This window comes from Amycolatopsis melonis (genome assembly GCF_040064235.1).
In the GTDB taxonomy this organism is placed as follows: domain Bacteria; phylum Actinomycetota; class Actinomycetes; order Mycobacteriales; family Pseudonocardiaceae; genus Amycolatopsis; species Amycolatopsis melonis.
On the sequence record NZ_JBDZYD010000016.1, the window covers coordinates 68,307 to 94,002 of the forward strand.

General features: G+C 72.1%; 22 protein-coding genes. 11 read left to right on the plus strand and 11 right to left on the minus strand.

Translation table 11 applies throughout. The features are described 5' to 3' along the window. The first annotated feature begins 52 nt into the window (after positions 1-52). A complete protein-coding gene (locus tag ABJI51_RS36485; protein WP_348955671.1) occupies positions 53-2,065 on the plus strand; it encodes a prolyl oligopeptidase family serine peptidase in 2,013 nt (670 codons plus the stop codon). On the opposite strand, the gene ABJI51_RS36490 is transcribed toward ABJI51_RS36485, so the two are convergent. Beyond that, positions 2,055-2,369 carry a DMT family transporter gene (locus tag ABJI51_RS36490; protein WP_348955672.1) on the minus strand — a complete coding sequence of 105 codons (315 nt, stop codon included), beginning with the start codon at positions 2,367-2,369 and terminating at the stop codon, positions 2,055-2,057. The genes ABJI51_RS36485 and ABJI51_RS36490 overlap by 11 nt on opposite strands. 68 nt (positions 2,370-2,437) lie before the next feature. Between ABJI51_RS36490 and ABJI51_RS36495 the strand changes: the two genes are divergently transcribed. The 6 genes from ABJI51_RS36495 to ABJI51_RS36520 all read left to right on the plus strand — a co-directional run bounded on the left by ABJI51_RS36495 (position 2,438) and on the right by ABJI51_RS36520 (position 9,075). Next, complete coding sequence (locus tag ABJI51_RS36495; protein ID WP_348955673.1) at positions 2,438-2,989, plus strand: TetR/AcrR family transcriptional regulator; 552 nt, start codon at positions 2,438-2,440, stop codon at positions 2,987-2,989. Between the two features lie 174 nt (positions 2,990-3,163). Next, positions 3,164-4,111, plus strand: coding sequence for a chlorinating enzyme (locus tag ABJI51_RS36500; RefSeq protein ID WP_348955674.1), 948 nt, complete (start codon positions 3,164-3,166; stop codon positions 4,109-4,111). Continuing rightward, positions 4,108-5,736: an amino acid adenylation domain-containing protein gene (locus tag ABJI51_RS36505; RefSeq protein ID WP_348955675.1), complete on the plus strand. Its 1,629-nt coding sequence runs from the start codon at positions 4,108-4,110 to the stop codon at positions 5,734-5,736. The genes ABJI51_RS36500 and ABJI51_RS36505 overlap by 4 nt, the downstream gene beginning before the upstream one ends. After that, positions 5,733-5,981, plus strand: a complete 249-nt coding sequence (locus ABJI51_RS36510) for a phosphopantetheine-binding protein (RefSeq protein WP_348955676.1) — start codon at positions 5,733-5,735, stop codon at positions 5,979-5,981. Before ABJI51_RS36505 ends, ABJI51_RS36510 begins: the two co-directional genes overlap by 4 nt. After that, positions 5,978-8,317, plus strand: coding sequence for an AMP-binding protein (locus ABJI51_RS36515; protein WP_348955677.1), 2,340 nt, complete (start codon positions 5,978-5,980; stop codon positions 8,315-8,317). The genes ABJI51_RS36510 and ABJI51_RS36515 overlap by 4 nt, the downstream gene beginning before the upstream one ends. Positions 8,318-8,325: 8 nt before the next feature. Further along, on the plus strand, positions 8,326-9,075 hold the full coding sequence (locus tag ABJI51_RS36520) for a thioesterase II family protein (RefSeq protein WP_348955678.1): 750 nt from the start codon (positions 8,326-8,328) through the stop codon (positions 9,073-9,075). Between the two features lie 68 nt (positions 9,076-9,143). On the opposite strand, the gene ABJI51_RS36525 is transcribed toward ABJI51_RS36520, so the two are convergent. From ABJI51_RS36525 to ABJI51_RS36540, 4 genes are all read right to left on the minus strand, one after another. Continuing rightward, positions 9,144-9,413 (minus strand): hypothetical protein, encoded by a 270-nt coding sequence (locus ABJI51_RS36525; protein ID WP_348955679.1) that lies wholly within the window; start codon positions 9,411-9,413, stop codon positions 9,144-9,146. Then, on the minus strand, positions 9,410-11,203 hold the full coding sequence (locus ABJI51_RS36530) for an FAD-binding protein (RefSeq protein ID WP_348955680.1): 1,794 nt from the start codon (positions 11,201-11,203) through the stop codon (positions 9,410-9,412). Before ABJI51_RS36530 ends, ABJI51_RS36525 begins: the two co-directional genes overlap by 4 nt. Further along, on the minus strand, positions 11,200-12,876 hold the full coding sequence (gene leuA, locus ABJI51_RS36535) for a 2-isopropylmalate synthase (protein ID WP_348955681.1): 1,677 nt from the start codon (positions 12,874-12,876) through the stop codon (positions 11,200-11,202). The genes ABJI51_RS36530 and leuA overlap by 4 nt, the downstream gene beginning before the upstream one ends. Before the next feature lie 85 nt (positions 12,877-12,961). Continuing rightward, positions 12,962-13,774, minus strand: coding sequence for a hypothetical protein (locus ABJI51_RS36540; RefSeq protein ID WP_348955682.1), 813 nt, complete (start codon positions 13,772-13,774; stop codon positions 12,962-12,964). Positions 13,775-13,957: 183 nt separating this feature from the next. Between ABJI51_RS36540 and ABJI51_RS36545 the strand changes: the two genes are divergently transcribed. Continuing rightward, positions 13,958-14,437, plus strand: coding sequence for an Lrp/AsnC family transcriptional regulator (locus tag ABJI51_RS36545; protein WP_348955683.1), 480 nt, complete (start codon positions 13,958-13,960; stop codon positions 14,435-14,437). A gap of 69 nt (positions 14,438-14,506) precedes the next feature. Here the strand turns inward: ABJI51_RS36545 and ABJI51_RS36550 are convergent, their stop codons facing one another. The 3 genes from ABJI51_RS36550 to ABJI51_RS36560 are packed head-to-tail and all read right to left on the minus strand — an operon-like array spanning position 14,507 to position 17,626. Next, a complete protein-coding gene (locus ABJI51_RS36550) occupies positions 14,507-15,388 on the minus strand; it encodes a carbon-nitrogen hydrolase family protein (RefSeq protein ID WP_348955684.1) in 882 nt (293 codons plus the stop codon). Beyond that, entirely contained in the window at positions 15,319-16,608 is a 1,290-nt protein-coding gene (locus ABJI51_RS36555) for a hypothetical protein (RefSeq protein WP_348955685.1), read from the minus strand. Before ABJI51_RS36555 ends, ABJI51_RS36550 begins: the two co-directional genes overlap by 70 nt. Then, complete coding sequence (locus ABJI51_RS36560) at positions 16,598-17,626, minus strand: HesA/MoeB/ThiF family protein (protein ID WP_348955686.1); 1,029 nt, start codon at positions 17,624-17,626, stop codon at positions 16,598-16,600. Before ABJI51_RS36560 ends, ABJI51_RS36555 begins: the two co-directional genes overlap by 11 nt. 500 nt (positions 17,627-18,126) lie before the next feature. Between ABJI51_RS36560 and ABJI51_RS36565 the strand changes: the two genes are divergently transcribed. From ABJI51_RS36565 to ABJI51_RS36575, 3 genes are all read left to right on the plus strand, one after another. Then, entirely contained in the window at positions 18,127-18,678 is a 552-nt protein-coding gene (locus ABJI51_RS36565) for an Lrp/AsnC family transcriptional regulator (RefSeq protein ID WP_348955688.1), read from the plus strand. A 101-nt stretch (positions 18,679-18,779) separates the two neighbouring features. Then, on the plus strand, positions 18,780-19,400 hold the full coding sequence (locus ABJI51_RS36570) for a response regulator transcription factor (protein ID WP_348955689.1): 621 nt from the start codon (positions 18,780-18,782) through the stop codon (positions 19,398-19,400). Between the two features lie 40 nt (positions 19,401-19,440). Next, on the plus strand, positions 19,441-20,739 hold the full coding sequence (locus tag ABJI51_RS36575; protein ID WP_348955690.1) for an APC family permease: 1,299 nt from the start codon (positions 19,441-19,443) through the stop codon (positions 20,737-20,739). Positions 20,740-20,744: 5 nt separating this feature from the next. Here ABJI51_RS36575 and ABJI51_RS36580 read toward each other — a convergent pair whose 3' ends face one another. The 3 genes from ABJI51_RS36580 to ABJI51_RS36590 all read right to left on the minus strand — a co-directional run bounded on the left by ABJI51_RS36580 (position 20,745) and on the right by ABJI51_RS36590 (position 25,688). Beyond that, positions 20,745-21,218, minus strand: a complete 474-nt coding sequence (locus ABJI51_RS36580) for a YbaK/EbsC family protein (protein WP_348955691.1) — start codon at positions 21,216-21,218, stop codon at positions 20,745-20,747. A gap of 118 nt (positions 21,219-21,336) precedes the next feature. Further along, the gene (locus tag ABJI51_RS36585; protein WP_348955692.1) at positions 21,337-22,650 is read right to left on the minus strand and encodes a cation:proton antiporter; all 1,314 of its coding nucleotides are present in this window, start codon (positions 22,648-22,650) and stop codon (positions 21,337-21,339) included. Between the two features lie 221 nt (positions 22,651-22,871). Continuing rightward, positions 22,872-25,688: a vitamin B12-dependent ribonucleotide reductase gene (locus ABJI51_RS36590; RefSeq protein WP_348955693.1), complete on the minus strand. Its 2,817-nt coding sequence runs from the start codon at positions 25,686-25,688 to the stop codon at positions 22,872-22,874. Positions 25,689-25,696: the final 8 nt, after the last annotated feature.

A 25,696-nucleotide genomic window follows, 5' to 3' on the forward strand; every position in this document is an offset into this window, starting at 1 on the left:
CGAAAACGCCACCGGGTGGCCACGGTGTCCGGCACCAGGCGAGACTGGGGTCATGAGTGTCGAGGACCCGTACCTGTGGCTGGAAGACGTGACCGGCGAGGACGCGCTGGACTGGGTGCGCGCCCGCAACAGCGAGACGCTGGCCGAGCTGACGACCGGAGCGCGCTTCGCCGAGCTGCGTGACCAGCTGCGCGAGGTGCTCGACGCGGACGACCGGATCCCGTACGTGCGCCGCCGCGGCGAGTACTTCTACAACTTCTGGCAGGACGCGAACCACCCGCGCGGCCTGTGGCGGCGGACGACGCTCGAGTCCTACCGGCAGGCCGAGCCGGAGTGGGAGGTGCTGCTCGACGTCGACGCGCTGGCCGAGGCCGAGGGCGAGAACTGGGTCTGGCAGGGCGCGGTCGTGCTGCGGCCGGGCTTCCGGCGCGGGCTGGTCGAGCTGTCCCGCGGCGGCGCCGACGCGACGGTGGTCCGCGAGTTCGACCTCGACGCACACGAATTCGTCGAAGGCGGCTTCACCGTGCCCGAGGCGAAGACGCGGATCGGCTGGATCGACGAAGACCGCGTCTACGTCGGCACCGACTTCGGCCCTGGCTCGCTGACCAGCTCGGGGTATCCGCGGCTGGCGAAGGAGTGGCGCCGCGGCACGCCGCTCGACGAGGCCGTCACCGTCTACGAGGGCAAGCCCGACGACGTCTCGATCGGCGCGTCCCACGACCCGACCGAAGGCTTCGAGCGCGACTTCGTCAGCCGCGCGATCGACTTCTACCGTTCGGAGCTGTACCTGCGGACGCCGGACGGGCTGGTCAAGATCGACGTCCCGGACGACGCGAGCGCGTCGGTGCACCGCGAGTGGCTGCTGGTGCGCCCGCGCACGGCGTGGCAGGTGGGCGGCACCGAGCACCCGGCGGGATCGCTGCTCGCCATCCGCTTCGACGCGTTCCTCGACGGCGACCGGAACTTCACCCCGGTGTTCACGCCCGACGAGCACACCTCGCTCGACTACTGGGCCTGGACGCGCCATCACCTGCTGCTGGGCCTGCTGCGCGACGTCCGCAGCGAGCTGCGCACCCTGACGCCGGGGCCGGACGGCTGGACCGACGAGCCACTGGCCGGCGGCCCGGAGTTCGGCAGCGCCGACATCGCCGACACCGATCCCGACGTCAGCGACGAGTACCTGCTGACATCCAGCGGCTTCCTCCAGCCGTCGACGCTGAGTTACGGGCACGTCGGCGAAGAAGTCGAAGTGCTGAAGCAGGCTCCGGCGTTCTTCGACGCTTCGGGGATGAGCGTCGCGCAGCACTTCGCGACGTCCGACGACGGCACGAAGATCCCGTACTTCGTCGTCCGGCCGTCCGGCGCCGAAGGCGGCCCGGCGCTGCTGACCGGCTACGGCGGCTTCGAGGTCTCGCTGACGCCGTCCTACAGCGGGATGATCGGCCGCGGCTGGCTGGCCCGCGGCGGCACGTACGTCGTCGCGAACATCCGCGGCGGCGGCGAGTACGGGCCCGGCTGGCACACCCAGGCGATCAAGGCGCAGCGGCACCGCGTGTACGAGGACTTCGCCGCGGTGGCCGCGGACCTGGTCGACCGCGGCATCACGACGCCGGAGAAGCTCGGCATCCAGGGCGGCAGCAACGGCGGGCTGCTGATGGGCGTCATGCTGACGCGGTACCCGGAACGGTTCGGCGCGATCGTCAGCCAGGTGCCGCTGCTGGACATGCGCCGCTATCACCTGCTGCTGGCGGGTGCGTCGTGGATGGCCGAGTACGGCGACCCGGACGAGGCCGCGGAATGGGAGTACATCTCGCGGTACTCGCCGTACCAGAACGTCCACAGTGGACGCACGTATCCGCCGTCGCTGTTCGTGACCTCGACCCGCGACGACCGCGTGCACCCCGCCCACGCCCGCAAGATGGTGGCGCGGATGCGCGAGCAGGGCCACGACGTCCGCTACCACGAGAACATCGAAGGCGGCCACGGCGCCGCGGCCGACAACGAGCAGCTGGCGTTCAAGTGGGCGCTGGTGTTCGAGTTCCTGTGGGAGCAGCTCACGAAGTGACGCGGGCGAGCACGACGCCGCCGACGATGAGGGCCAGCGCGGCCACCCGGCCGAGGCTCAGCGGGTCCTTGGCGACGACGACGCCGAGCACGATCGCGCCCACGGCACCGATCCCGGTGAACACCGCGTAGGCGGTGCCCACCGGGACGGTGTCCATGGCGCGCGAAAGCAGGTAGACCGCGGCGGCGCCGAGCACGAAGCACAGCAGCGTCGGCCAGGGTCTCGTGAAGTTCTCCGTCGGCTTGATGCTCTGCGACCAGGCGATTTCGACCAGTCCGGCGGCGATCAGCGTAATCCAGCCCATGGGGGCCTCCTCCCAGTTGTGCCGGATACAACTGGACGCCGTGTCCACTTATTCCTAGGCTGGCGGTCATGCCCGAACGCGCCGACGCCGCCCGCAACCGCGCCAAGATCCTCGCGGCCGCCGAAGAGCTGTTCACCACCCGCGGCGCGGCGGAGGTGACGATGGAGGACATCGCCCGCGCGGCGGGGGTCGGCCGCGGCACGCTGTACCGCCGCTACCCGGACCGCGCGTCGATCGCGGTGGCGTTGCTGGACGAGCACGAGCGCCGCCTGCAGGAGTCCCTGCTGCGCGGCGACCCACCACTGGGCCCGGGCGCCCCGCCGTCCGAACGGCTGGCGGCGTTCTACGAAGCGATGGTGGGACTGCTGGAGCGGCACGCCCCGCTGGTCCTCGGCACGGAGGTGGGCCAGTCCCGGTTCGCGACCGGCGCGTACGGCTTCTGGCGCACGCACGTCCGCGTCCTGGCGGCGGAGGCGGGCGCGGCGGACCCCGACGTCCTGGCCGACGTCCTGCTGGCCCCGCTCGCCCCGGACCTCTTCCTGCACCAGACGTCCCGCGGTGTATCAGCGGAGCGCTTCGCCGCGACTCTCCGGACACTGGCCGGACTGCTCGCGCGCTGAGTGTCCGGGGAAACTGCGGAGGTAGCCGATCGGCTACCTCCGCCGCGCGCTCCTTCCTCCGTTCCGGCGGCTCTTCCGAGGCCCCGCCGGCCGCTCCTAGGGTGACTCCGGAGCACCGCGGAATCGCTCACCACCCCAGGTCGCCGATGCATTCGCAGGAAGGGTTCCGGGCAGATGACCGAAAGCACCGTGGCCAGTTACGCCCTCACCGAAGCCGAACTCGAGCAATTCAACAGGGACGGTTACTACGGCCCGTTCGACGTCTACTCCCCCGACGAGATGGAAGCGAACCTGCAGGCGATCCGGCCGAAGCTGGTCGACGCCCGCCAGGGGGTCTACCACCAGGGCGAGGCCTTGTCCGGCACCACCAACCTCGCCAGCTACGACCGGCACCTCGACGTCGACTTCCTCGCCCGGCACATCGTGCAGCCGCAGCTGGTCGACCGCGTGAAGAGCGTGCTCGGCGAGAACGTGCTGTGCTGGCGCAGCGAGTTCTTCCCGAAGTACCCCGGCGACGAAGGCACCGACTGGCACCAGGCCGACAATTTCGCCAACGTCGGCAAGCACCCGCAGATCGTCTGGCCGGAGGACGCCAATTTCGGCGGCGCGCTGACCGTGTGGACGGCATTCACCGAGGCGACCGTCGAAAACGGCTGCCTGCAGATCATCCCGGGTTCGCACAAGACGATGAACTACGACGAGAACAAAATCATCGAATACGACTCGGAGATCATCAACAAGCAGCACAAGAACGGCGTCCGGCGTGGTTTCTACGGCTACGACTACAGCCAGCTGCAGAAGGACCCGAACTGGAAGCCCGACGAGTCGAAGGCCAAGTCGCTGGTGATGCGCCAGGGCCAGGCCGTGATGTTCTGGTCGACGCTGATGCACGCCTCGCACCCGCACGAGGGCAAGACCGACAAGATGCGCCTGGGCTTCACCGCGCGGTACGTGCCCACGTCCGTCCGCGTGTACCCCTACCAGGACACGCTCGCCGAGTACGGCGTCGAGGTCAGCCTGGAGAAGTTCGGCTGCGTGCTGGTGTCGGGCAAGGACGAGTTCGGGCACAACAAGTTCGTCGACCGCACGGTCAACGGCGTGCCGTTCACCCCGGTCCGATGACGGTGCCCGACACCACCGTGCCGGACGCCCCGGTCCGGGCCGTGACCTGCTCGGCCGCGGCACTGGCCGCGCACCGGCTGATCAACGGCACCGCCCGGCCGTATCCGCGCGACGCGAACGTGCCCGAGCGGTTCGAGTTCTGGGCGGCCCGCCGCCCGGACGCCCCGGCGATCGTGCAGGGCGAGCAGGTCCTCACCTACCGCGAGCTGGACCGCCGTGCCAACGGCCTCGCACACCGCCTGCGGGCCGAAGGCGTCGCGGCGGGCGTGACGGTGGCGGTGTGCATCCCGCGGTCGCCCGAAATGCTCGTCGCGCTGCTCGGGATCCTCAAGGCCGGTGGCACGTACGTGCCGCTGGACCCGGCGTGGCCGGACGAGCGGCTGCGCACGGTCGTCGCCGACGGCGGGTGCCTGCTCGTGCTCGGTCCCGGCGGCCCGGACCTCGCGGCGCGGTCCCCCGGTGCCCGGGTGCTCGCCGTCGGCCCGGACACCACGCCCGGCCGGGACACCGGGCCCGGCTACCCGGTGGACCCGACCGGCATCGCCTGCATCAACTTCACGTCCGGGTCCACCGGCCGCCCCAAGGGCGTGCCGATCTTCCACCGGGGCATCGTCCGGCTGGTGCACGCCGCCAGTTACGGGACGCTGGACGAGCACAGCCGGGTGCTGCAGGTGACGCCGGTGACGTTCGACATCGCCACCTGGGAGATCTGGGGCGCGCTGCTCAACGGCGGGACGTCGGTGCTGTACCCGGCCGAGTTCCCGCGCCTGTCGAAGATCGGCGAGGTGATCAAGCACGGCGGGGTGAACATCCTGCTGCTGACCACCGCGCTGTTCAACTCGATCGTCGACGAGGCACCGGAGGCGCTGGAGACCGTCACCACGATCACCACCGGCGGCGAGGCGCACTCCCCGCGGCACATGGCCAAGGCCGTCCGCACCTACGGTCCCGGCCGGGTGGTCAACCTGTACGGGCCGACCGAGTGCACCTGCATCGCCACGTCCTACCCGGTGGACGAGCCGCCGGACCCGGACACGCCGCTGCCGATCGGCAGGCCCATCCAGAACACCCGGGTCTACGTGCTGGCCGGCGACGCGGACCGGCTCTGCGCGCCCGGCGAGACCGGCGAGCTGTGCCTGGCAGGCGACGGCCTCGCGGCCGGATACCTCGGGATGCCGGAGCTGACCGCGAAGACGTTCGTGCACCGCGAGATCGACGGCGTGCCCGAGCGGCTCTACCGGTCCGGCGACCGCGGCAGGCTGCTGCCCGGCGGCGACCTCGTGTTCGAAGGCCGGTGGGACGACCAGGTCAAGGTGAACGGCTTCCGGATCGAGCTGGGCGAGATCACCCACCACCTCTCCACGCACCCGCAGGTCAAGCGCAGCTACGTGACCGTGCGGGACAACCGCGGCGACAAGTCCCTCGTGGCGTTCGTCGTGCCGTCGGCGACCGGCGCCAGTGCCGAGCGGCTGCGGGAGCACCTGGCCGCGCAGCTGCCGCGGTACATGGTCCCGGCGCAGATCCACCTGTGCGACACGTTCCCCCTCACCCCGAACGGCAAGATCGACGGCCGGGCCCTGCTGGCCGCGTTCGCGCCGTCGGCGACTTCAGGAGTGTTCTCATGACCGAAGCCAAGACCGGCACCGAAGCGGAACTGGCGGCGATGTGGCGCGACCTGCTCGGGGTGCCCTCCGTCGGCCCCGACGACGACTTCTTCAAGGCGGGCGGCACGTCGTTGACGGCGATCAAGCTGCTGCAGCGCGTGGAGAAGCGGTTCGGCCCGGACGCGCTGTCGCCTGACACGCTCTACGACGACCCGCGCCTGGGCAGCGTGGCCGCGGCGATCGACGAATCGGCACGGCACGAGTGAAGTCCGCGGCCCGGCCCGTGCCCGTCTGCTGGGACCTGGACGGCGATCCCGGGCAGGCGGTGACGGCCGTCGCGCGGGCGCTGGCCCGCGCGTACCCGGCGGCGCGGCACGAGCCGGTCCCGTGGCGGCGGACCTGCCTGCGGGGCACGCCTGCCGACCGCGAAGCCCGGCTCGCCCGGCTGGCGTGGCGGCTGGCCCGGTCCCCCGCGACCGCGCCTGCCCGGATCGTGCTGGCCGGGCACGGCGACGGCCGGTGGACGCTGCTCGCCGCCGACCGCCCGGATGTGGCGGCGAGCGGCTGGGCGGAGCAGCTGCTCGGGCTGCCGCGCCCGCCGGAAGCTGCCGCACCGGCCGTGGCGGGACCGCGGCCGGTGTGGCAGCGCGACCACCCGCTGCCGCCGTCGGGCCCGGTGGCGGTGCCCGTCCCGGTCGATCCCGCGCTGCTCGACCGGTTCCCGGGCAGCCGTGCGGAGTCGCTCGCGGCGCTGGCCGCGGCGCTGGTCGCGCGGCACGGGCGGTGCCGCGACGTCGTGGTGGGCCTCGCGCGCGGCGCCGGCTTCGGCGGGCGCGCGGCCCGGCCGGTGCTCGCGGCCGTCCGGGTCGCCGTGCCTGCCGACCAGCCGGTCGCGGAGCTGTTCGCCCGGTTCGCCCGCGCCCGGCCCGGCTCCGGCGTGCCCGTGGTCACCGTGGCCACGCCGGAGCCGCGGCCGCGTGCAGCCGGGCCGTTCACCCCGCGGCCGGTGCCGCGGCTCGACGGCGGCGGCGGGCTCTGGCTGACCGTCACCGACCGGGTCACCTGCTGGTTCGACCCCGGTCCCGCCGATCCCGAGCGGGTCACGGCGTTCGCCCGGCACCTCGCTTCGCTGGTGCGGGCCGCCGCGGCGCGGCCGGAGCTGCCCCTGGCCCGGCTGCGGGTGCTCGATCGCGACGAACGCGCCCGGCTGCTCCCGCGCGCGGTGCGGTCCGCGGCCCCGGCACCGGTGGCCGACCGCCTGCAGCACTGGGCGCGGGCCCGGCCGGACGCGGAAGCCGTGGTGGCACAAGGGGAAACGCTGACCTACCGGGAGCTGGCCGGCCGGGCGGCCGCGCTGGCGGCCCGGTTGCGCACGGCCGGTGTCGGCCCGGACGTGCCGGTCGGGTTGTGGCTGCCGCGCTCGGCCGACCTCGTCGTCGCCGCGGCCGGCGTCCTGGCCGCGGGCGGCGCGCACGTGGCGCTGGACGCCGCCGAGCCGTCCGGCCGGGTCCGCGCGCTGCTCACCCGCGCCGGTGCGGGCGTGATGATCACCCCGGGGCTGCGGATCACCGTGGTCGATCCCGATGCCGTGCCCCGGCGGATCGTCCGCGGCGCGCCGGGCCTGTGCTGCATCACGTTCACCGCGCAGGCCGACGGCGTGCTCGTCCCGCACGAGTGCGTGGCCAATGTGGTCAGTTGGTGCGCGACGGCGCTCGGGCTCGGTTCCGGCGACCGGGTCGCGCAGCTGGCGCGGGCGGGCACCGGCGAATGGGAACTGGAGACGTGGTCGGCGCTCGGCACCGGCGCGGCCCTGCAGATCGCGCCCGACGGCGCCGGCGCGGCCTGGCTGGCCCGCAGCGGGGCCACCGTCGCGTTCACCCCGCACCGGCTGCTGCACGTGCCCTGGCCCGCGGGCTCCGCGCTGCGCCTGGCCGTCGTCCCCGGGCAGGCCGACGCCGCCGTCCCGGCCGGGCTGCCGTTCCGGGTGTGGCAGGGCTACGGCACCCCCGAAACCGGGCTGCTGGCCACCTGCGGGGAGCTGCCGCCGGACGCCACCGGCGTCCCGATCGGCGCGCCCCTGCCGAACGTGCGGGCGTTCGTGCTCGACGAAGGCGGCGACCCGGTGCCGCCGGGCGGGGTCGGCGAACTCCACCTCGGCGGGGCCGGCGCGGCCCGCGGCCACCTCGGACGGCCGGGACGGCGGCGGTCGCCGTTCAGCGACGACCTCGCCGGCGGCGGCCGCCGGTACGCCACCGGCGACCTGGTCCGCCGTCTCGGCGACGGCACGCTGGAGCTGCTCGGCCGCGCCGACGACCGGATCACGTTGCGCGGCTTCCGGATCGCCCCCGCCGAGATCGAGGCGGCGTTGCGCCGCAACGAAGTGGTGGCCGACGCGGCCGTGGTCGCCCACGGCGACCGGCTCGTCGCCTACGTCACCCCCTCGGACGCCGACCCCGAGCAGCTGCGCCGCGACCTCAGCGGCGTCCTGCCGGTGTTCATGGTGCCCGACACCGTCGTCCCGCTCGCCACGCTGCCGCGGACCACGCACGGCCTGCTCGACCGCCGGGCGCTGGCCGGGTCCGGCGAGCCGCTCGCCAGCTGAGGAGAACCGTGGCCGCACATCCGTGGTACGCGACCTTCGAACCCCGCCCGGACGCGCCGGTGCGGCTGTACTGCCTGCCGTGCGCGGGCGGGTCGGCGGAGATGTTCCGCCCCTGGGCGCGGCTGCTGCCGCCGGAGTTCGAACTGCGCGCGATCCGCCTGCCGGGCAGGCACGCCCGGCACCCGCAGCCGGCGTTCACCGACTTCGACACCGCGGGCGAGGTCGTCGCCGAGGCGCTGGCGGCGGAACTGCGTCCCCCGTATGTCCTTTTCGGACACAGCATGGGCGCGCTCATCGCCTACCGCATGCTGCGCGCGCTCGAACGCCGCGGCCTGCCGGAGCCCGCGTTGTTCGTGGTGGCGTCCTGCCTGGTGCAGGGCATCGCGGTGGACCGCCTGCCGGACCCGGCCGGCTCGGACGAGCAGTTCCTGGCGGTACTGCGCCGGTTCGGCGGGATGCCGCCGGAGGTGCTGGCCGACGAGGAGGTCCTGGCGTTCCAGCTTCCCGTGCTGCGCGCGGACTTCCGGCTGTGCCGCTCGTACGTCTACCGCGGCGGCGAGCCACCGGTCCGGGTCCCGCTGCGGGTGCTGGGCGGCACGGCCGACCCGATCACGCCCCGCCGTCACCTGGCGGCCTGGCGCCACCACACCCGCAGGTACCTCGGGCTGCACACGTTCCCCGGCGGGCATTTCTTCCTCCGCGACCAGGTCGGCCCGGTGGTCGACGCCCTCGCCGAGGACATGGCCCAGCTGTCGTGAGCGGTCTGCCGCAGCTTGTCGTGAGTGAGAAACAGGGTTAGAACACTGTTTCTCACTCACGACCGCGGTCAGCGGATGATGTGGATCCCCATCCCGCACCGCCCCCACGTCGTCTGCGCCCCGGGCAGCGCGGGTGGCGGGGCCGTGCCGTCGCCGAGGACTTCACGGATCGCCGCGGCGTGCTCGGGGTTCAGCAGGAACTCGATCCGGGCCGGGTGCGGGCCGGGGCCGAGCACGATGTGGAACGAAACCTCCTGCCCGCTGCGGGGACACACGGTCAGGAATCCGTCCACGACACCGGGAATCGCGGCGGGGCGGGCGTCGGGCAGTTCGGTCATCGGATCGGCTCCGGAAGTGTCGAACGGCTGAGTGCGGTGGTGAGCAGGGGGACGACCGTGCGCCAGTCCCCGACGATCCCGACGTCCGCGGCGTCGAACAGCGGCGCCGCCGGGTCGGTGTTGATGCCGAGCACGAAGCCCGCGCCGCGGGTGCCGCAGAGGTGGTTGAACCGGCCGCTGGTGGCGAGGGCGACGTAGAGCCGCGGCGCCACGCTGCGGCCGGTCACGCCGACCTGGCGGGCGCGGGGCAGCCAGCCCCGGTCGGTCACCTTGCGGGTGGCGGCCAGGTCCGCGCCCAGCACGTCCAGCAGCGGCGCGAGCAGCGGGTAGTCCGCGGGTGGCACACCGGCCCCGACGCCGACCACCGCCGACGCCACGGCGAGCACGTCGATGTCGTCGTCGCGCTCCCGCGCCACCACCCGCACGCGCCGTCCCGGCGGCACGGGCAGGTGCGGGTCCTGGGCGGCGACGGCGACCCGCGGCTGCAGCAGCGGCAGTGCCCCGCCGCGCAGGGTGACCACCCGGGTCGGCGGGCTGCACGTCACCGCCGCCAGCGTGCTGCCGCTGAACGCCGGTTTCCAGCACACCAGGTCCCCGCCCGGCCCGGTTTCGACGTCGACGGCGTCGCCGGCCAGGCCCAGCCCGAGCCGGGCCGCCACCCGCGCGGCGACTTCGCGGCCCCACAGGGTCGCGGGTGCCAGCAGCGCCCACGGCCGGTGCCGGTCGCACCACTGCGCGAGGCTCGCGGCGACGTCCTCCTCGACCGTCGAGCCGTTGACCGCGACGACGGTGTCCGCGCCCCACGACCCGGCGATCGCCGCGGACAGCGCCCCGGTGGCCAGTGCGACCACCGGGCGGCCGGCGACGGCGGCGATCCGGGCGGCCGCGCCGAGCATCGCGCGGGCGTGCCGGTCGCGGCCCGGTTCGGTGAGCACGGCGACCGCACCCGCGGTGGTCGCCGCGACGCGGTCGGGCACCGGGGGCGCGGACGTCGCGGCCGCGCGGTCGAACGCGCCCAGCTCGGTCAGCGCCGCCACGGCCCGCTCGACCTGGGTGGCGACGTCGCCGGGAAACCGCAGCCGCAGCCGGGTGCCCGCCAGCAGGCGGGTCCGCCCGACGACGGTCCGGCTGCCCGCCTGGCCCCACGGCCCGGCACCCAGCTCGGCGGCGCCGACGCGGACGATCTTCTCCGCGGGGACGGCGGCCCGGGCTTCGGGCCGCGCCTTGGCGGGCGAGATGAGCCGCTCGGCGCAGCTGACCAGTGCGGGCAGCGGGAGTTCGAGTTCCACGAAGCCGTCGTCGTGCTCGCAGCGGGCCCGGACCCGGCCGTCCTCGACGGCGAGCCGCCGGACGCCCGCCGCCATCGGCAGCCCGAGCAGCTCGGCCAGCTGCGCCGGGGTCTGCGCGGTCTCGGCGTCGACGGAGTTGCGCCCGCAGAGCACGAGGTCGAACGGCCCGTACCGGCGCAGCGCGGCGGTCAGCGCGCGGGCGGTGGCCAGGGTGTCGCTGCCGGCGAAGGCCGGATCGCTGACGAGCACGCCACGATCGGCCCCGCAGGCGATCGCCTCCCGCAGGCAGTCCTCGGCGGCGGGCGGCCCGAGCGTGACGACCGTGCAGCTGCCCCCGGAGTCACGGGCGAGCTGGACGGCCTTGGCGACCGCGCGACGGCAGAAGGGGTTGAGTTCCAGCTCGACGCCGGTGCGGGAGAGACGCCCGTCGCTGCCGAGGGTCAGCTCTTCGGCCCGCGGCACCTGCTTGACGAGCGCGACGGTGTGCAGTGGACGAGTCATGCGGCTCCTCCCGCGGCAAGGCGGTAAGCGCGGTTGACCGCGCTGGCAATGGCTTCCAGCGACGCGCTGAGCGTGTTGCCGTCGATGCCGGCGCCCCACAGGGTCCGGCCGCCGACGCGGCATTCGACGTACGCCGCGGCCTCGGCGTCGCTGCCCGTGGCGATCGCGTGCTCGACGTACGCCAGCACCTGGACGTCGATCCCGGCGGCGGCCAAGGCGGCCGTGAACGCCGCGATCGGACCCGTGCCGGTCCCCGCCAGTTCGCGGGGCTCGCCGTCGACGACCACCTCGGCCGTCATCACGCTTTCGCCCGCTTCGGTCGTCAGGGCGTGGCCGCGCAGCCGCAGCCGGGAATCCGGGCCCGGGAGGTACTCGGCGGCGAAGATCTCCCACAGCCGCTTCGGCGGGATCTCCCCGCCGGTCTCGGTGTGCCGCTGCACGACGCGGGAGAACTCGATCTGCAGGCGCCGCGGGAGGTCGAGCCGGTGCTCGGTCTTCATCACGAACGCCACGCCGCCCTTGCCGGACTGGGAGTTCACCCGGACCACCGCTTCGTACGTGCGGCCGACGTCCCTGGGGTCGATCGGCAGGTACGGCATCGTCCACGGCACCGGCCCGTCGGCCTCCGCCAGGCGCGCGAAGCCCTTCTTGATCGCGTCCTGGTGCGACCCCGAGAAGGAGGTGTAGACCAGATCGCCCGCATACGGATGCCGTTCCGGCACGGTGAGCCCGGTGCAGTGCTCGGCGACCCGGCGGATCGCGTCGATGTCGGAGAAGTCGATCCCGGGGTCGATGCCCTGGCTGAACAGGTTCAGCCCGAGCGTGACCAGGCAGACGTTGCCGGTGCGTTCGCCGTTGCCGAACAGGCAGCCCTCGACCCGGTCCGCGCCCGCCAGCATCGCCAGCTCGGCGGCCGCGACCGCGCTGCCCCGGTCGTTGTGCGGGTGCACCGACAGGCACACGTGCTCGCGGCGGCTGAGATTCCGGCTCATCCACTCGATCTGGTCGGCGTAGACGTTGGGGGTCGCGCGTTCCACCGTGGCGGGCAGGTTGAGGATGATCTCGCGGCCGGGGCCCGGCTGCCAGACGTCCATCACCGCTTCGCACACCTCCGCCGCGAACTCCAGTTCGGTGTCGACGAAGATCTCCGGCGAGTACTCGTAACCGAAGTCGCAGCCGGGCAGCTCCCGTTCGGCGTACCGCAGCACGTGCCCGGTGCCGCGCGTCGCGAGGGCCTTGCAGCCGGCGCGGTCGAGGCCGAACACGACGTCGCGGAACAGCGGCGCGGTCGCGTTGTAGAGGTGCACGGTGGCCGCGCGGGCCCCGCGCAACGCCTGCACCGTGCGTTCGATGAGGTCCTCGCGTGCCTGTGTCAGCACGGAAATCCGGACGCCGTCCGGGATCCGGTCCGCTTCGACCAGCGCGCGGACGAAGTCGAAGTCGGCCTGGCTGGCCGCGGGAAACCCGACCTCGATCTCCCGGTAGCCCATGCCCACCAGCAGGTCGAACATCCGGAGCTTGCGGTCGGGGCCCATCGGGTCGATCAGGGCCTGGTTGCCGTCGCGCAGGTCGGTCGACAGCCAGCGCGGCGCGCGGTGGAGCACCCGGTCCGGCCAGGTGCGGTCCGGCAGGTGGACCGGCGGGAACGGCCGGTAGCGCCGGAAGTTTTCCATGACGTCCTCCCCGTGCGGCCGGGACCCGGGCATCGTGTGCGCGCGGATCCCGGCCTGCGGACCCGCTCCTCGTGGGAGGCGGCGATCAGGCGGTGATGAGCTCCTCGGCCGGGCGGCCCGAGGCGAGCAGCGCGGCGTCGAGCACGTCCCACAGCGCGGCCAGCGAGTCGAGGAAGATGTCGACGCCCTCGACGATCAGCGCCTCCGTCTCGTCGTTGAGCACCGAGCCCACGGCGGCGATCGCGTTCTTTTCGTGCTGCTGCTCGGCCCCGATCTCGCCCCAGTGCTCCAGCAGGTAGTGCATTTCGGCGTCGGTCAGGTCGGCGTCGTAGGTGCCGGCGTCGACCAGCGCCGCCTTCTCGCCGGGGATGAGCTGGCGGTTGGAGATCATCTCCAGCGCGAGCGCGGTGCCGAGGTTGCGGATGGTCGACTCGCGGTCGACCTGCTGACGGCCGTCGAACGCGGCCCGCGCCCGGCGGGTCTGGGCCAGCAGCCCGGTCCGCGGGTCGTAGCCGGGCAGGCCTGCCAGCAGCTCGTCGGAGAACTTCTTCAGCCCGGCCTCCACCGACTCCTGGTCGTAGAGGTCGTCGAACACCTCGCGGCCCGCGGCGCGGTTGACGATGTAGCCCGCCATGGTGGCCAGTTCCGGCGCGTGGTTTTCTTCGCTTTCCACGATCTCCTGCAGCAGCGCGCTTTCCGCGGACAATTGGTGCATCGCCAGCGCCTCGGGGAATTTCCCGCCCGGCCGGGTCGCGTCGCAGAAGTTGCGGATCTGGTGGAACAGCGCGCCGACCGCGGCGGGCTTCGGCGGCTGTGCGGCCCAGTGCTCGAAGATCGGGTGGCTGTAGCAGCGGTGGGAGCGGATGCGGTTCACGAGGTCGTCGATGGTGATGGACATGGCGGTGCTGCACCTCCGTCGTGGAAAGGAGCGCCGATTCGACCCAGCGCGGGAAAATGTGCTGACCGGTCCCCAGAGGCGATCCCCGAGTGTTCCCGGTGTTGTCGAGAATACCGGAGAAAACCGGGCGGAGAACGCGACAGCCTTGCGACTTCGGCGCGGCGCGCGGCAGAATGTTGCGTCATGGACCGGATCGATCTGGCGATCCTCGCCGAGTTGCAGGGCAATGCGCGTCTGTCCAATGCGGAGCTGGCCGAAAAGGTCGGGCTCACCCAGTCCCCGTGCCTGCGCCGGGTGCGCCAGCTCGAGCGCAACGGGACCATCCTCGGCTACCACGCCCGGCTGGACCACGAAGCACTCGGCTGCAGTTTCGAGGTGTTCGTGGACGTGCTGATGCGGCAGCAGGACCACGCCACGATCGCGGACTTCGAGCGCGAGCTGACCGCGCTGCCGGAGGTGCTGGAAGCCCACCGGCTCTTCGGCGAACCCGACTACCTCCTGCGGGTCGCGGTGGCCGACATCGCCGCGTACGAACGGTTCTTCACCGAAGTGCTCTCGGCGCTGCCGGGCATCGCGAACCTGACCTCGCACCTGACGATGAAGAAGGTGAAGATCGACTCGGGGATTTCCCTGACCGGCTCAGGAGATTCCGGCGCGGGCTGAAAGGGACGTTCGTCTCATCCTGTGCAGCGAAAGGGACTTTCCTCGCGTCAGACGCCAGGAAAGTCCCTTTCAGCCCGCGATCGATGACTCCGGCGCCGGGGTCCCCCACGGCTGGGCCGCGCGGTAGGCCCGCAGGGCGGCGAGCGGGATGTCGGCCACCAGGGTCTGCGGCCGGTCACCGGCGAGCAGCACGGTGTGGTCGCGGGGTGCGCCGTCTTCGCCGAACGCGATGCCGTCGCAGACGATCGAGTGGCCGTGGCCCGGGTAGTTCGCCACGGCCACGGCGAGCTTGTGCTCGAAGGCCCGCGTGCGCACCTGCCACAACCGGTTCTCGCACAGCGGGCCCGCGTTGGGCACCAGGACGAGTTCGGCACCGGCGCGGGCAAGCGCCCCGGCCGCGTCCGGGAAGACGCGGTCGTAGCACAACAGCACGCCGGCACGGACGCGACGGCCGCCGGACAACGCGAGATCGGCGACCGGGAAACCCGTGCCTGCCTGGAGAACCGACTCCCCGGCGAAGGTGGCGAGGTGGACTTTCGCGTACCGCAGGACGATCTCGCCCGACCGGTCGACCAGCGCGGCGGCGTTGCGCAGGCCGTCCGCGGTGGCCTCCAGGTAGGTCGCCACGATCGCGAGCCCGGCTTCCACGGCGGTGCGCGCGGTGCCGGAGAGATACTCGGCCTGCGTCACCGCGGCCCAGGCACGGAACCGCGGGGACGCGGCTTCTTCGGCGTCGGGAAGCTGATAGCCGATGTTCCACATCTCCGGGAACACGACGACGTCGGCGCCGTGCGCGGCGGCCTCCCTGGCGTACCGCCGGGCCAGCTCGACGTTGTCCGCCACCGCCCGTCCGTATGGAAACTGCTGGACGAGAGCCACCTTCACGGCACCGCCTCCACCATCCTTTGTGGACGGTAGGCCCGCCGGACGACGAGCGCGTTCACCACCCATTCCAGGAGAAGACCGGCGGCCAGGGCGAGACAGGCGTTGGCGACCCCGGGCAGCGGCCCCAGTGCCAGCACCGCCGCCACGCCGGTGAGCGCCACGACGTGCGCGACGACGCCGTACAGCAGCCCGGAGGCCCGTTCCCCGGCGATGATGAACCCGCGCGATCCCGTGCGCAGCACCCACAACAGCGGGACGGCGATCGCCAGCGGCGCCCACTGCAGGCCGAGCGCGGTCGCCTCCGGCGGCGTCCCCAGCAGGCCGCCGAGGTAGACCGCGCCGAGCGGGCTGACCACGACCACGGCGTACAGCGCCGCGAAACCGAGCGCCAGCACCAGGGTCAGCCGGTGGGCGTCCCGCGGGTCCCCGCCGCGGCGCAGGTGCCCCGCGACGACCGACTCCAGGTCGCTGGTCGGCCCGGTGAACAACGACAGCAGGCCGTAGAGCCCCGGCCAGACCACCAGCGACGGCTCGGCCAGCGCCGAGTACGCCACCGCCGTCGTCGTGATCAGCTGCGGGGCCATGTTCAGCGCGCGGGTGCTCGTCAGCGCGGCGTGCCGGCGCAGCAGCGTCCCGATCCCGAGCGCCGGCGCGGTGACCGGGCGGCCCAGCCGGGCGACCGCGACGCCGAGGATGGCCGCTTCGGTGGCCGCTCCCGCGGTCAGCGCGATTCCGCCCAGGGCCGCACCGGCACCCGGAATCACGGCGAGCAGCGCCCACGCGACGCACGCCGACAACGCCAGCCGTCCCACGGTGGCCACCGAAATGCCGCCCGTGCGCCGGGCCGCGATGAGCCTGCCGTGGAAGTACCGCCGCACGGCCACCGCGACCGACGCCGGGGCGAGCGCGAGCAGGCAGGTGCGGACCTGCGCGGCGATCTCGTCCGGCAGGTTCGCCAGCCCCCGCACCAGCGCGAACAGCGGCGGCACGGTGACCAGCAGCGCCAAAGCCACCGCGGTCGCGAAGCCGACGGCCAGCGCGTAGCCGGACGTGCGGCGGTTGGGCTGGTGCTCGGCGTCGCTGACGACCAGCGGGGTGATGGCCAGTGCCGGGGAATTGGCCACGACCAGCACGGCGATCGAGACCCCGAACGCCGCCAGCCCGGCCGCGCCGCCGGTCCCGCGCGCGACGGCGGCCGCGGCGACCGGGATCTCCAGCACGAGCATGGACGATCCCAGCGCCGTCGGCAGCCAGGTGCGGGCCAGGCCGGCGGGCTCAGCGGCCATAGGTGGCGCAGGCGCAGCCCGGCCTGCTGGTGTAGCTGTCGAAGGTGAACGTCAGGCGCCCGGTGTCGATGTACAGGCTGCGCCCGGCGGTGGCGGCCTCCTTGGCACCGGAGATCTCGCCGATCACCTCGTTGACCGCGATGCCGGCGAGCATGGCCACCGTCGCGCCGGTGAGGCAGGCCGTCTCCTCCGCGCGCAGGATGTCCAGCCCGTGGATGCCGACGCAGTCCCAGCACGGGGTGCGGCCGGGGATCATCGTCGGCCCGACGCGGGCCCCGCGGTCGGTGGCGCCGATCGAGGTCAGCGGCACGCCGGTGGCCATGCTGGCCTCGCTGGACCACCGCGCCGCGTGCTCGCGCGGGCGGTCGAAGGCGTGGATGAAGAAGTCGGCGCCGTCGATCAGCTCGGCGAGGTCGCCGGCCGAGGTGACCGTGCGCTGGTGCGGGGTGAACTCGAGCCGGGAGTTCTGCCGTGCGAGGCGGCGCCGCAGCACCTCGACCTTGCGCACGCCGACGTCCTCCTCGTCGAGCGTGGCGTGGGTCGGGAGGTTGTCGAGGGCGAAGGTGTCGAAGTCGACCGATTCGAGCTTGCCGATCCCGGCCGCGGCGAGCAGCCGCACCAGTGTCGTCCCGCCCGCTCCGGCGCCGACCACGACGACCCGCGCGTCGGCCAGCCGCTGCTGTCCCTCGAAGCCGGTCCAGTCCTCGCGGTCGAACAGCCGCAGGTAGTTGATCTGCCTGCTCCACCGTTCGGCGATTTCGGGGCTGATGGCGGGTTCGGCCGCCGCGTCTTCGAGTGCGCCCGCCGCGTCGAGGGCGGCCAGCCACTTGTCCGACTCGGGATAGCGGGCCGCCAGCTGCTCGCTGGTGGCGCTGCCGTCGAGGCCGGTGACGAATTCGACGATCTCGTCGGTGGGGTCGGTGACGCGGATCTTGCTCGGGCCGAGCCCGAGGAACAGGTGCGGCTCCCCCTCTCGACGGTAGACCCGGAGGAAAGGTTTGACTCGCGGGTTTCGCACGCTGATTCCTTTCGACTTCCCCGTTCCTGGATGCGCTTTCCGGACCCATCGGCCCGGTGCACGGCGCGAACCGCACACCGGGCCGGGGCCAGGCGGATCAGATCTGGTTGGCGTGCCACTCCTTGACGAGGCCCTCTTCCTCGATGCGCTCGACGGTCATGTCAGTCCACCCCCTTCCCTGCCCTGTTTCCCGGTGGCCGGAACTGGATCCGCCCCGCGGCCGGGCGCGCGGGGCGGGGGACGGCAGGCTTGTTCGCGCCCGAACGGCGGCGAAGATCCCCCATGCCACAGCGTTTTCCGAGCGACTTGATCCTCGCTCATCGGCTGCGAACTATGGTTTCATGGGGAAAGCACGAGAGTCCATGTACGCCGCCCAACTCGCGTCATTCGTTCGGCGCGAGCCGTGCCGGCGGGCCGATTGCGAAACGTTCGGTGTGCACAGCCGGCGGGACAGGGCAACGGACGCCGGCTGGAGCCCGAGGCTGCTCAGGGGGACCAAAGTGTACGACCAATTGGATCTCGCACTGCTGCGGGAACTGCAGCGCAACGCCCGGCAGACCAACCGCGAACTGGCGAAGGCGACCCACGTGGTGCCGTCGACTTCGCTGCAGCGCGTGCGCGCGCTGCTCGACCGGGGCGTGGTCACCGGCTTCCACGCGGCGGTCGACCTGCGCACCATCGGGCGCGGGGTGCAGGCGCTCGTGTTCGTCAAGATCCGGCCGCCGTCCCGGCGCGTGATCGACCAGTTCCGGGCGTGGATCATGGAACTGCCCGAGGTGCTCGGGGTGTTCGTCACCTCCGGCGACCACGATTTCGTCATCCACATCGCGGTCGGCGACACCGGCGACCTCTACGGCTTCGTCCTCGACCACCTCACCCAGCGGCCGGAGATCGCCGACGTCTACACCAGCGTGGTGTTCGAGCACGCGCGCGCCACGGTGGTCGAGCCGGCGTTCGGCCGGGGCACGGAGAACGGGAAGCCGCGGCCGGCCGCGCCCGCCGGGAACGGCCGCGCCCGCCCGGGCGAACCACGCTGGAGCAGCCGGCTCTGAATCGCACCGGCCGGAACGGCCGGCTTCGAGCGCGATCGGGAGGACACGTGGGGGTTGTCGTTGATCGTGGGCCGGCACCGCCGTTGCCCGCGGGAACCAGGGTGCTCATCGTCGAGGAACAGGAGGTGATCCGGCGCGGCCTGCTCGCGATCACCGACGCGATCCCGGAGGTCTGCGCCTCGGCCGTGGCCGAGGTCGGCGCCGGCGACGTCGACACCGACGTCACGCTCATCTCCACCGCGACGCTGACGATCGCGGAACGGGCCGGGGTGTCGCTGGAGCGGCTGCGGCCGGTCATCGTGATCGCCTCGGCCATGCAGCCGGGCTCGCTCGACGTGGCCACCAGCAGGAGGGCCAACGGCTATCTGCTCCAGCGCGACCTCACGTCCGGGTCGCTGCGCGACGCGCTGGCGCAGGTGCTGCACGGCAGGCTGGTGATCCCCGAGCCGATCGCGGCGTACCTGCTCGACCGGGCCCGCGGCCACGGGGTGATCCCGCCGCCGCGGCTGGAACACCTCAGCGCCCGCGAAACCGAGGTGCTCAACATGCTCGTCACCGGTGCCAGCAACAAAGAGATCGCCAGCAGGCTCGGAATATCGATCCACGGCGTCAAACGGCACGTTTCGACGTTGCTGAACCAGTTCCACTCGCCCAACCGGGTGCATCTGGTCTCGCATCTCCTGCGCTCCGGTGTGCTATCTTCCCCTGACCCGGGCGCGTGATGTGACTCGTTCCGTGAATCGCCGAGGGGGCATGGGGGAAATGGGCTCTGCCGTCGACGAGCGCCGCAAGATCGGCATGCGTGAAGCCACCGCGATCGGGGTCGGAGGTGTCGTCGGCGCCGGCATCTTCGTCCTGAGCGGCACGGCGAGCGCCCTCGCCGGTCCCGCCGTGATCGTGGCGTTCGTGCTGGCCTTCGTGTCGTCGCTCAGCCTCGCCATGTGTTTCGCCGAGCTGAGTTCGATGCACGGCGATTCCGGCGGGCAGTACGCCTACGCGAAAGCGCACCTGCCCCGGTGGGTGGCGACCGTCGTGGGCTGGGCGAACGTCGGCGCCTGGACCTCCGGCGCCGCGTTCGTCGGCACCGGCTTCGGCGAGCACCTGCACCTGCTGGTCCCGGCGATCCCGGCGACCGCGGGCGCGGTGGTGCTGACCGCCGTGATCATGGTGGTGAACCTGTTCGGGCTCAAGGTGTCCGGCCGGGTGCAGTTCCTGATCATGCTGGTGGAGGTGCTCTTCCTCGGCGTGTTCATCGTCATCGGCGGCAGCAACGTCCAGGCCGCGCACTTCACGCCGTTCGTCACGCACGGCTGGTACGGCATCCTCGCCGCGGCCGTCGTCGGGTTCATCGCCCTGCTGGGCTGGGACGCGGTGGTCGTCGCGGCCGAGGAGATCGACCGGCCGCAGCGCACGATCCCGCGGTCCATCTTCGCCAGCCTGGCCATCGTCTTCGTGCTGTACCTCGGCCTGCTGGTGGTGATCAACGGCGTGCTGCCCGCCGAACGGCTCCGCGGCACGGCGACCCCGGTGGCCGACGCCGCGGCGGTGCTGCTGGGCCCGGCCGGGATCACCGCGGTCAACGTCATCATCGTCGTGGCACTGACGGCGACGGTGAACGCGTTCGTCATCGTGATTTCGCGCGCGGCGTTCGTGCTGGCCCGGGACGACCGGATGCCCCGCGTGGTGGCGCGGCACAACGCGCGGGGCGTGCCGTGGGTGGCGATCCTGCTGGCGGGGTGCAGCCAGATCTGCCTGACGGTGTTCGCCGACCTCGAATTCGCGGTGGCGGCCACCGGGTTCCTGTACATGATCACTTCGGTCGGGGCGATCGTGGCGTTGTTCGCCGCCCGCCGCCGGGGCTCGTCGGCGGCGTTCCGGACTCCGCTGTACCCGCTGACCCCGGCGATCGCGCTGGTGCTGTGCTCGCTGTTCGTCATCGGCACCGGGGTGACCGGGGTCGTGGCCGGTACCGCCTGGCTGGTGGTGGGCCTGCTGTGCACGGAACTGCTGCGGCGCCGGTACCGCCGGACCGGTTCCCCGGCGGTACCTCCCCTGGACTGAGCCGCCTAGGCCCCGACGACGATCGGTGCCTCGATCTTGCTGACCTCGTTGAGGTCCACGACGACCGAACGGTCGAGGCGGCCGGCGTTGAAGAACACGCGGTCCTGCTCCAGCAGCCGGGCGTCGATGCTCAGCGGCAGGCCGAAGATCGACCCGATGGAGGGCAGCTCGCCGAAGTGGCACCCGGTGGCCGCTTCGAGTTCGTCGACGCTGGCCAGCCGCAGCCGCTTCGCCTGCAGCGGTCCGGCGAGCTCGCCGAGGTCGCCCCGCGCGTCGCCGGGCAGCGCGTGGATGATCAGGTCCTTGCCGCCTTCGCGCTTGTACCGGCGCAGCAGCAGCGCCTTGGCCTGCTGCTGCAGCTGCGAGCCGACGATGCGGCTGTATTCCTCCGCTGACGCCGCGGGTGGATGTTCGACCACCTCGAACGGAATTCCGGCGTCGGTCAGATAGGCGATCACACGGTCGTGCGGGCTGCTCATCGGCCTCCTTCGGCGACGATTCACCGGCGGCCGGAAAACCGATCGGTCAATCGACAGGAAATCGCGGTGAGCCGGTGCACGGGATGGCGGGAGCCACCATATCGGGTGCGTGCCCGCCTCACCCCGAATGGCCCAGGAATTCCCGTTCCCGCTCGCGCTCGGTGGCCGTGATCGTCGTCCGCCGCATGACGGCACGCAATGTCGCCGGTGCCACCACGGACGTCACCACGGCCAGCAGCACGACGATCGTGTACGTCGCATTGGTCAGCACACCCAGCTGCAGGCCCACGGTCGCCACGACGATTTCCACTACCCCGCGGGCGTTGAGCCCCGCGCCGATGGCCAGTGATTCGGCGTGGCCGAACCGGCACAGCCGGGCACCCGCGTAGCCGCCGGCGAACTTGGCGAGCGTCCCGGCCAGGATGGTCGTGACGGCGGCGATCAGCACCGGCGGCCTGCTCAGCGCCGCGAGGTCGACCCGCATTCCCGCGCTGACGAAGTACAACGGCGCGAGCACCGAGACCACGACCGGCCGCAGCGAGTCCAGCATCCGCCGCGCGGCCGTGCCCGAGGAGCTGATCAGCAGCCCGCACAGGAACGCGCCGAGAATCGGTTCCAGGCCCAGCGCGTGGGTGCCGGCCGCGGCCAGCGCGACCAGCGCGACGATGACGGTGACGCCGATCCGCGGCCGGTCCGCTTCCCCGGCCCGGTCGGCCCGCCGCCCGAGTACCCGCATCGCCAGCAGCGTCGCGGCGACGACGACGAGCACGACACCCACGGACAGCAGCACCGAACCGGCGTCGACGCCCGCGTGGACCACCGTCGCGGACACCACCGACAGCAGCAGCCACCCGGCGACGTCGCTGATCGCCGCGGCCCCGATGATCATCTGCCCGACGTCGCGGTGCATCAGCCGCATGTCCAGCAACGTCTTGGCGATCACCGGCAGCGCGCTGACGGCGATCGCCACGCCGACGAAGAGGGCGAACGTCGGCCGTCCGACGCCGGGTGCCATGAGCGCACCGGGCAGCAGGAAGCCCATCGCCAGGCCGACGGCCAGGGGCAGCACGATGCTGCCGAGGCTGACCAGCCCGACGGCCCGGCGGCGTCGCCGGATGAGCGCGAAGTCCACGTGCGCGCCCGTGATGGCCACGAGCAGCAGCACCCCCACCTGCGCGACCGCACCGACCAGGTCGGACTGGCCGGGATCGGCGGGCAGCAGCCAGGCCGACGCCGACGGCAGCAGCGCCCCGAACACCGACGGCCCCAGCAGCACGCCCGCGGTGAGTTCGCCGACGAGGGCGGGCAGCCCGAACCGCGCGGCGAGCCGGCCGAGCAGCACCGCGCAGCCGAGCAGAACGCCGATCTGCAGCAGGAAAACGAGCAGCTGGTGCGCGGTGAGCGAAGCCGTCGACGCCGCGGCCATGGACATGTGGAAACCCCCGCTCCGGCACTGCCACCCCAGCAGAACGCTCAGGTCACGGTGGCACAGCGCGTCGGCGAGGGTCAATTCCCGGGCCCGCAGAACTGCCTGAAATTGCGGGCAAAGGCGGTTTCACCACACATCGGGAAGGCGGCCGTCACTTCGCGGCGAATTCCCTGTGTCCGCAACGAAAGAGCCGGGGCGACTGTCGCCGCCCCGGCTCTTCCTGCTCAGCTACATCCGGATGTCGCGCCGCAGCCTTCGCAGGCGTAGCACGAACCTGCCGGGCGCATCTTCGTTCCGCAGGTCATGCACAGCGGGGCGTCCGCCGCCTTGCCGAGCCGCAGTTCCATCAGCTCCGTCGTCGTCTGGGCTTCGCGGTGGGGGTGGTCCGGTTCCGCCGCGTGCGGTTCCGGCGAGGAGTCCACTGTGGACTGCAAGGCCTCGAGGTCGACGTTCGGGCTGCCGCCGTAGTTCGCCTCGACCTCGGCCGAGCGCTCGTCCGCCGACAGGATGCCCAGCTGGGACCGCTTTTCGTACGGCAGGTAGTCCAGGGCGAGGCGGCGGAACAGGTAGTCCATCACGCTCGTCGCGATCCGGATGTCCGGGTCGTCGGTCATGCCCGCCGGCTCGAAGCGGAGGTTGCTGAACTTCGAGACGTAGAACTCCAGCGGGATGCCGTGCTGCAGGCCGACCGAAATCGACATCGAGAAGGCGTCCATCACGCCGGCCAGTGTCGAGCCCTGCTTGCCCAGCTTGACGAAGATCTCGCCGAGGCCGTCGTCCGGGTATGAACCGGCGGTCAGATACCCCTCCGCACCCCCGACGGTGAACGACACGGTCTGGCTCGGGCGCTTCTTCGGCAGCCGCTTCCGGACCGGCCGGTACTCGACGACCTTCTCCGGCTCCGCGGCGGCCTGCTCCTTCTTGGCCGTCGACAGCGGCTGGCCGACCTTGCAGTTGTCGCGGTAGATCGCGAGCGCCTTGAGGCCGAGCTTCCAGCCCTGGAAGTAGATCTCCTCGACGTCCTCGACGGTCGCCGACTCGGGCATGTTGACGGTCTTGGAGATGGCCCCGGACAGGAACGGCTGCACCGCGGCCATCATCCGCACATGCCCCATCGGGGCAATCGAGCGCTCCCCGACGGCGCAGTCGAACACCTCGTAGTGCTCCGGCCGCAGCCCCGGCGCGTCGACGACGTGCCCGTGCTGCGCCACGTACTCGACAATGGCCTCGACCTGCTCGTCCTGGTAACCCAGCGCCCGCAGCGCCCGCGGCACGGTCTGGTTGACGATCTGCATCGAGCCGCCGCCGACCAGCTTCTTGAACTTCACCAGCGAGAAGTCCGGCTCGATCCCGGTGGTGTCGCAGTCCATCATGAAGCCGATGGTGCCCGTGGGTGCGAGAACCGAGGCCTGCGCGTTGCGCCAGCCGTGCTTCTCGCCGATTTCGATGCCCCGCTTCCACTCCTCGGTCGCCAGCGCGCGCACGGCGGCGTCGTTCGAGTGGTAGGTGCGGACCAGTTCGTTGGCCGCGGCGTGCTTGCGCATCACGCGCTGGTGCGCCTCGGCGTTGCGCGCGTAACCCTCGTACGCGCCGACGGCCTGGGCCAGTTCGGCCGAGCGCCGGTAGGACACGCCGGTCATCAGCGACGTGATCGCCGCGGCCAGGGCGCGGCCGCCGTCGGAGTCGTACGCGTGGCCCAGCGCCATCAGCAGCGCGCCGAGGTTGGCGTACCCGATGCCCAGCTGGCGGAACTTGCGCGTGGTGTCGGCGATCGGCTCGGTCGGGAAGTCGGCGAAGCAGATCGAGATGTCCATGGCCGTGATGACGAACTCGACGGCCCGCGCGAACAGCGGCGCGTCGAAGGTGCCTTCGGGCGTGACGAACTTGAGCAGGTTCAGCGACGCCAGGTTGCAGCTGGAGTTGTCGAGGTGCATGTACTCGCTGCACGGGTTGGACGCGGTGATCCGGCCGGACTCCGGGCAGGTGTGCCAGTCGTTGATCGTGCCGTCGTACTGGATGCCGGGGTCGGCGCACTCCCACGCCGCCTGCGCCATGGTGCGGAACAGCTTCTTCGCGTCGGTCCGGTCGATGACCTCGCCGGTCAGCCGGGCACGCAGGCCGAAGTCGGTGCCGTTCTCGACCGCCTGCATGAACTCGTCGGACACGCGGACCGAGTTGTTCGCGTTCTGGTACTGCACCGAGGAGATGTCCGCGCCGGAGAGGTCCATGTCGAACCCGGCGTCGCGCAGGACCTTGATCTTCTCCTCTTCGCGCGCCTTGGTCTGGATGAACTCCTCGATGTCCGGGTGGTCGACATCGAGCACGACCATCTTCGCCGCCCGCCGGGTGGCACCCCCGGACTTGATGGTGCCCGCGGAGGCGTCGGCACCCCGCATGAACGAAACCGGGCCCGAGGCGGTGCCACCGGAGGTGAGCAGTTCCCGCGAGGAGCGGATGCGCGAGAGGTTGAGGCCGGCCCCGGAGCCGCCCTTGAAGATGAGACCCTCCTCGCGGTACCAGTTGAGGATCGACTCCATGGTGTCGTCGACGGCGAGGATGAAACACGCCGAGACCTGCTGCTTCGACGGCGTGCCGACGTTGAACCAGACCGGGGAGTTGAAGCTGAAGACCTGGTGCAGCAGCATCCAGGTGAGTTCGTGCTCGAAGATCTCCAGGTCCTGCGGCGTGGCGAAGTAGCCGTGGTCGGCCGCGGCCTTGACGTAGGTCTTCACCACGCGGTCGATGAGCTGCTTGAGGCTGCGCTCGCGCTGCGGGCTGCCGACGGCGCCGCGGAAGTACTTGCTCGTGACGATGTTGGTGGCGTTGACCGACCAGAACTCGGGGAACTCGACGCCGCGCTGCTCGAAGTTGACCGTGCCGTCGCGCCAGTTCGTCATCACGACGTCGCGCTGCTCCCAGGTGACCTGGTCGTACGGGTGCTGCCCCTCGGTCGTGAAGACGCGCTGCACGCTCAGCCCGCCGGTGGCCTTGCTCTTCTTGCCGGCGGCCGCGCGGGCCCCTGTTCCCACGGTTTCCGTCATCGGTTGAA

Excerpts from the sequence above, each read along its gene's own strand:
- ABJI51_RS36505 (WP_348955675.1), top strand. The coding sequence starts at position 4,108 with ATGACGGTGCCCGACACCACCGTGCCGGACGCCCCGGTCCGGGCCGTG.
- ABJI51_RS36530 (WP_348955680.1), bottom strand. The coding sequence starts at position 11,203 with ATGACTCGTCCACTGCACACCGTCGCGCTCGTCAAGCAGGTGCCGCGG.
- ABJI51_RS36545 (WP_348955683.1), top strand. The coding sequence starts at position 13,958 with ATGGACCGGATCGATCTGGCGATCCTCGCCGAGTTGCAGGGCAATGCG.
- ABJI51_RS36500 (WP_348955674.1), top strand. The coding sequence starts at position 3,164 with ATGACCGAAAGCACCGTGGCCAGTTACGCCCTCACCGAAGCCGAACTC.
- ABJI51_RS36490 (WP_348955672.1), bottom strand. The coding sequence starts at position 2,369 with ATGGGCTGGATTACGCTGATCGCCGCCGGACTGGTCGAAATCGCCTGG.
- ABJI51_RS36510 (WP_348955676.1), top strand. The coding sequence starts at position 5,733 with ATGACCGAAGCCAAGACCGGCACCGAAGCGGAACTGGCGGCGATGTGG.
- ABJI51_RS36585 (WP_348955692.1), bottom strand. The coding sequence starts at position 22,650 with ATGTCCATGGCCGCGGCGTCGACGGCTTCGCTCACCGCGCACCAGCTG.
- ABJI51_RS36525 (WP_348955679.1), bottom strand. The coding sequence starts at position 9,413 with ATGACCGAACTGCCCGACGCCCGCCCCGCCGCGATTCCCGGTGTCGTG.
- leuA (WP_348955681.1), bottom strand. The coding sequence starts at position 12,876 with ATGGAAAACTTCCGGCGCTACCGGCCGTTCCCGCCGGTCCACCTGCCG.
- ABJI51_RS36550 (WP_348955684.1), bottom strand. The coding sequence starts at position 15,388 with ATGGGTGGTGAACGCGCTCGTCGTCCGGCGGGCCTACCGTCCACAAAG.
- ABJI51_RS36495 (WP_348955673.1), top strand. The coding sequence starts at position 2,438 with ATGCCCGAACGCGCCGACGCCGCCCGCAACCGCGCCAAGATCCTCGCG.
- ABJI51_RS36540 (WP_348955682.1), bottom strand. The coding sequence starts at position 13,774 with ATGTCCATCACCATCGACGACCTCGTGAACCGCATCCGCTCCCACCGC.
- ABJI51_RS36590 (WP_348955693.1), bottom strand. The coding sequence starts at position 25,688 with ATGACGGAAACCGTGGGAACAGGGGCCCGCGCGGCCGCCGGCAAGAAG.
- ABJI51_RS36555 (WP_348955685.1), bottom strand. The coding sequence starts at position 16,608 with ATGGCCGCTGAGCCCGCCGGCCTGGCCCGCACCTGGCTGCCGACGGCG.
- ABJI51_RS36580 (WP_348955691.1), bottom strand. The coding sequence starts at position 21,218 with ATGAGCAGCCCGCACGACCGTGTGATCGCCTATCTGACCGACGCCGGA.
- ABJI51_RS36575 (WP_348955690.1), top strand. The coding sequence starts at position 19,441 with ATGGGCTCTGCCGTCGACGAGCGCCGCAAGATCGGCATGCGTGAAGCC.
- ABJI51_RS36485 (WP_348955671.1), top strand. The coding sequence starts at position 53 with ATGAGTGTCGAGGACCCGTACCTGTGGCTGGAAGACGTGACCGGCGAG.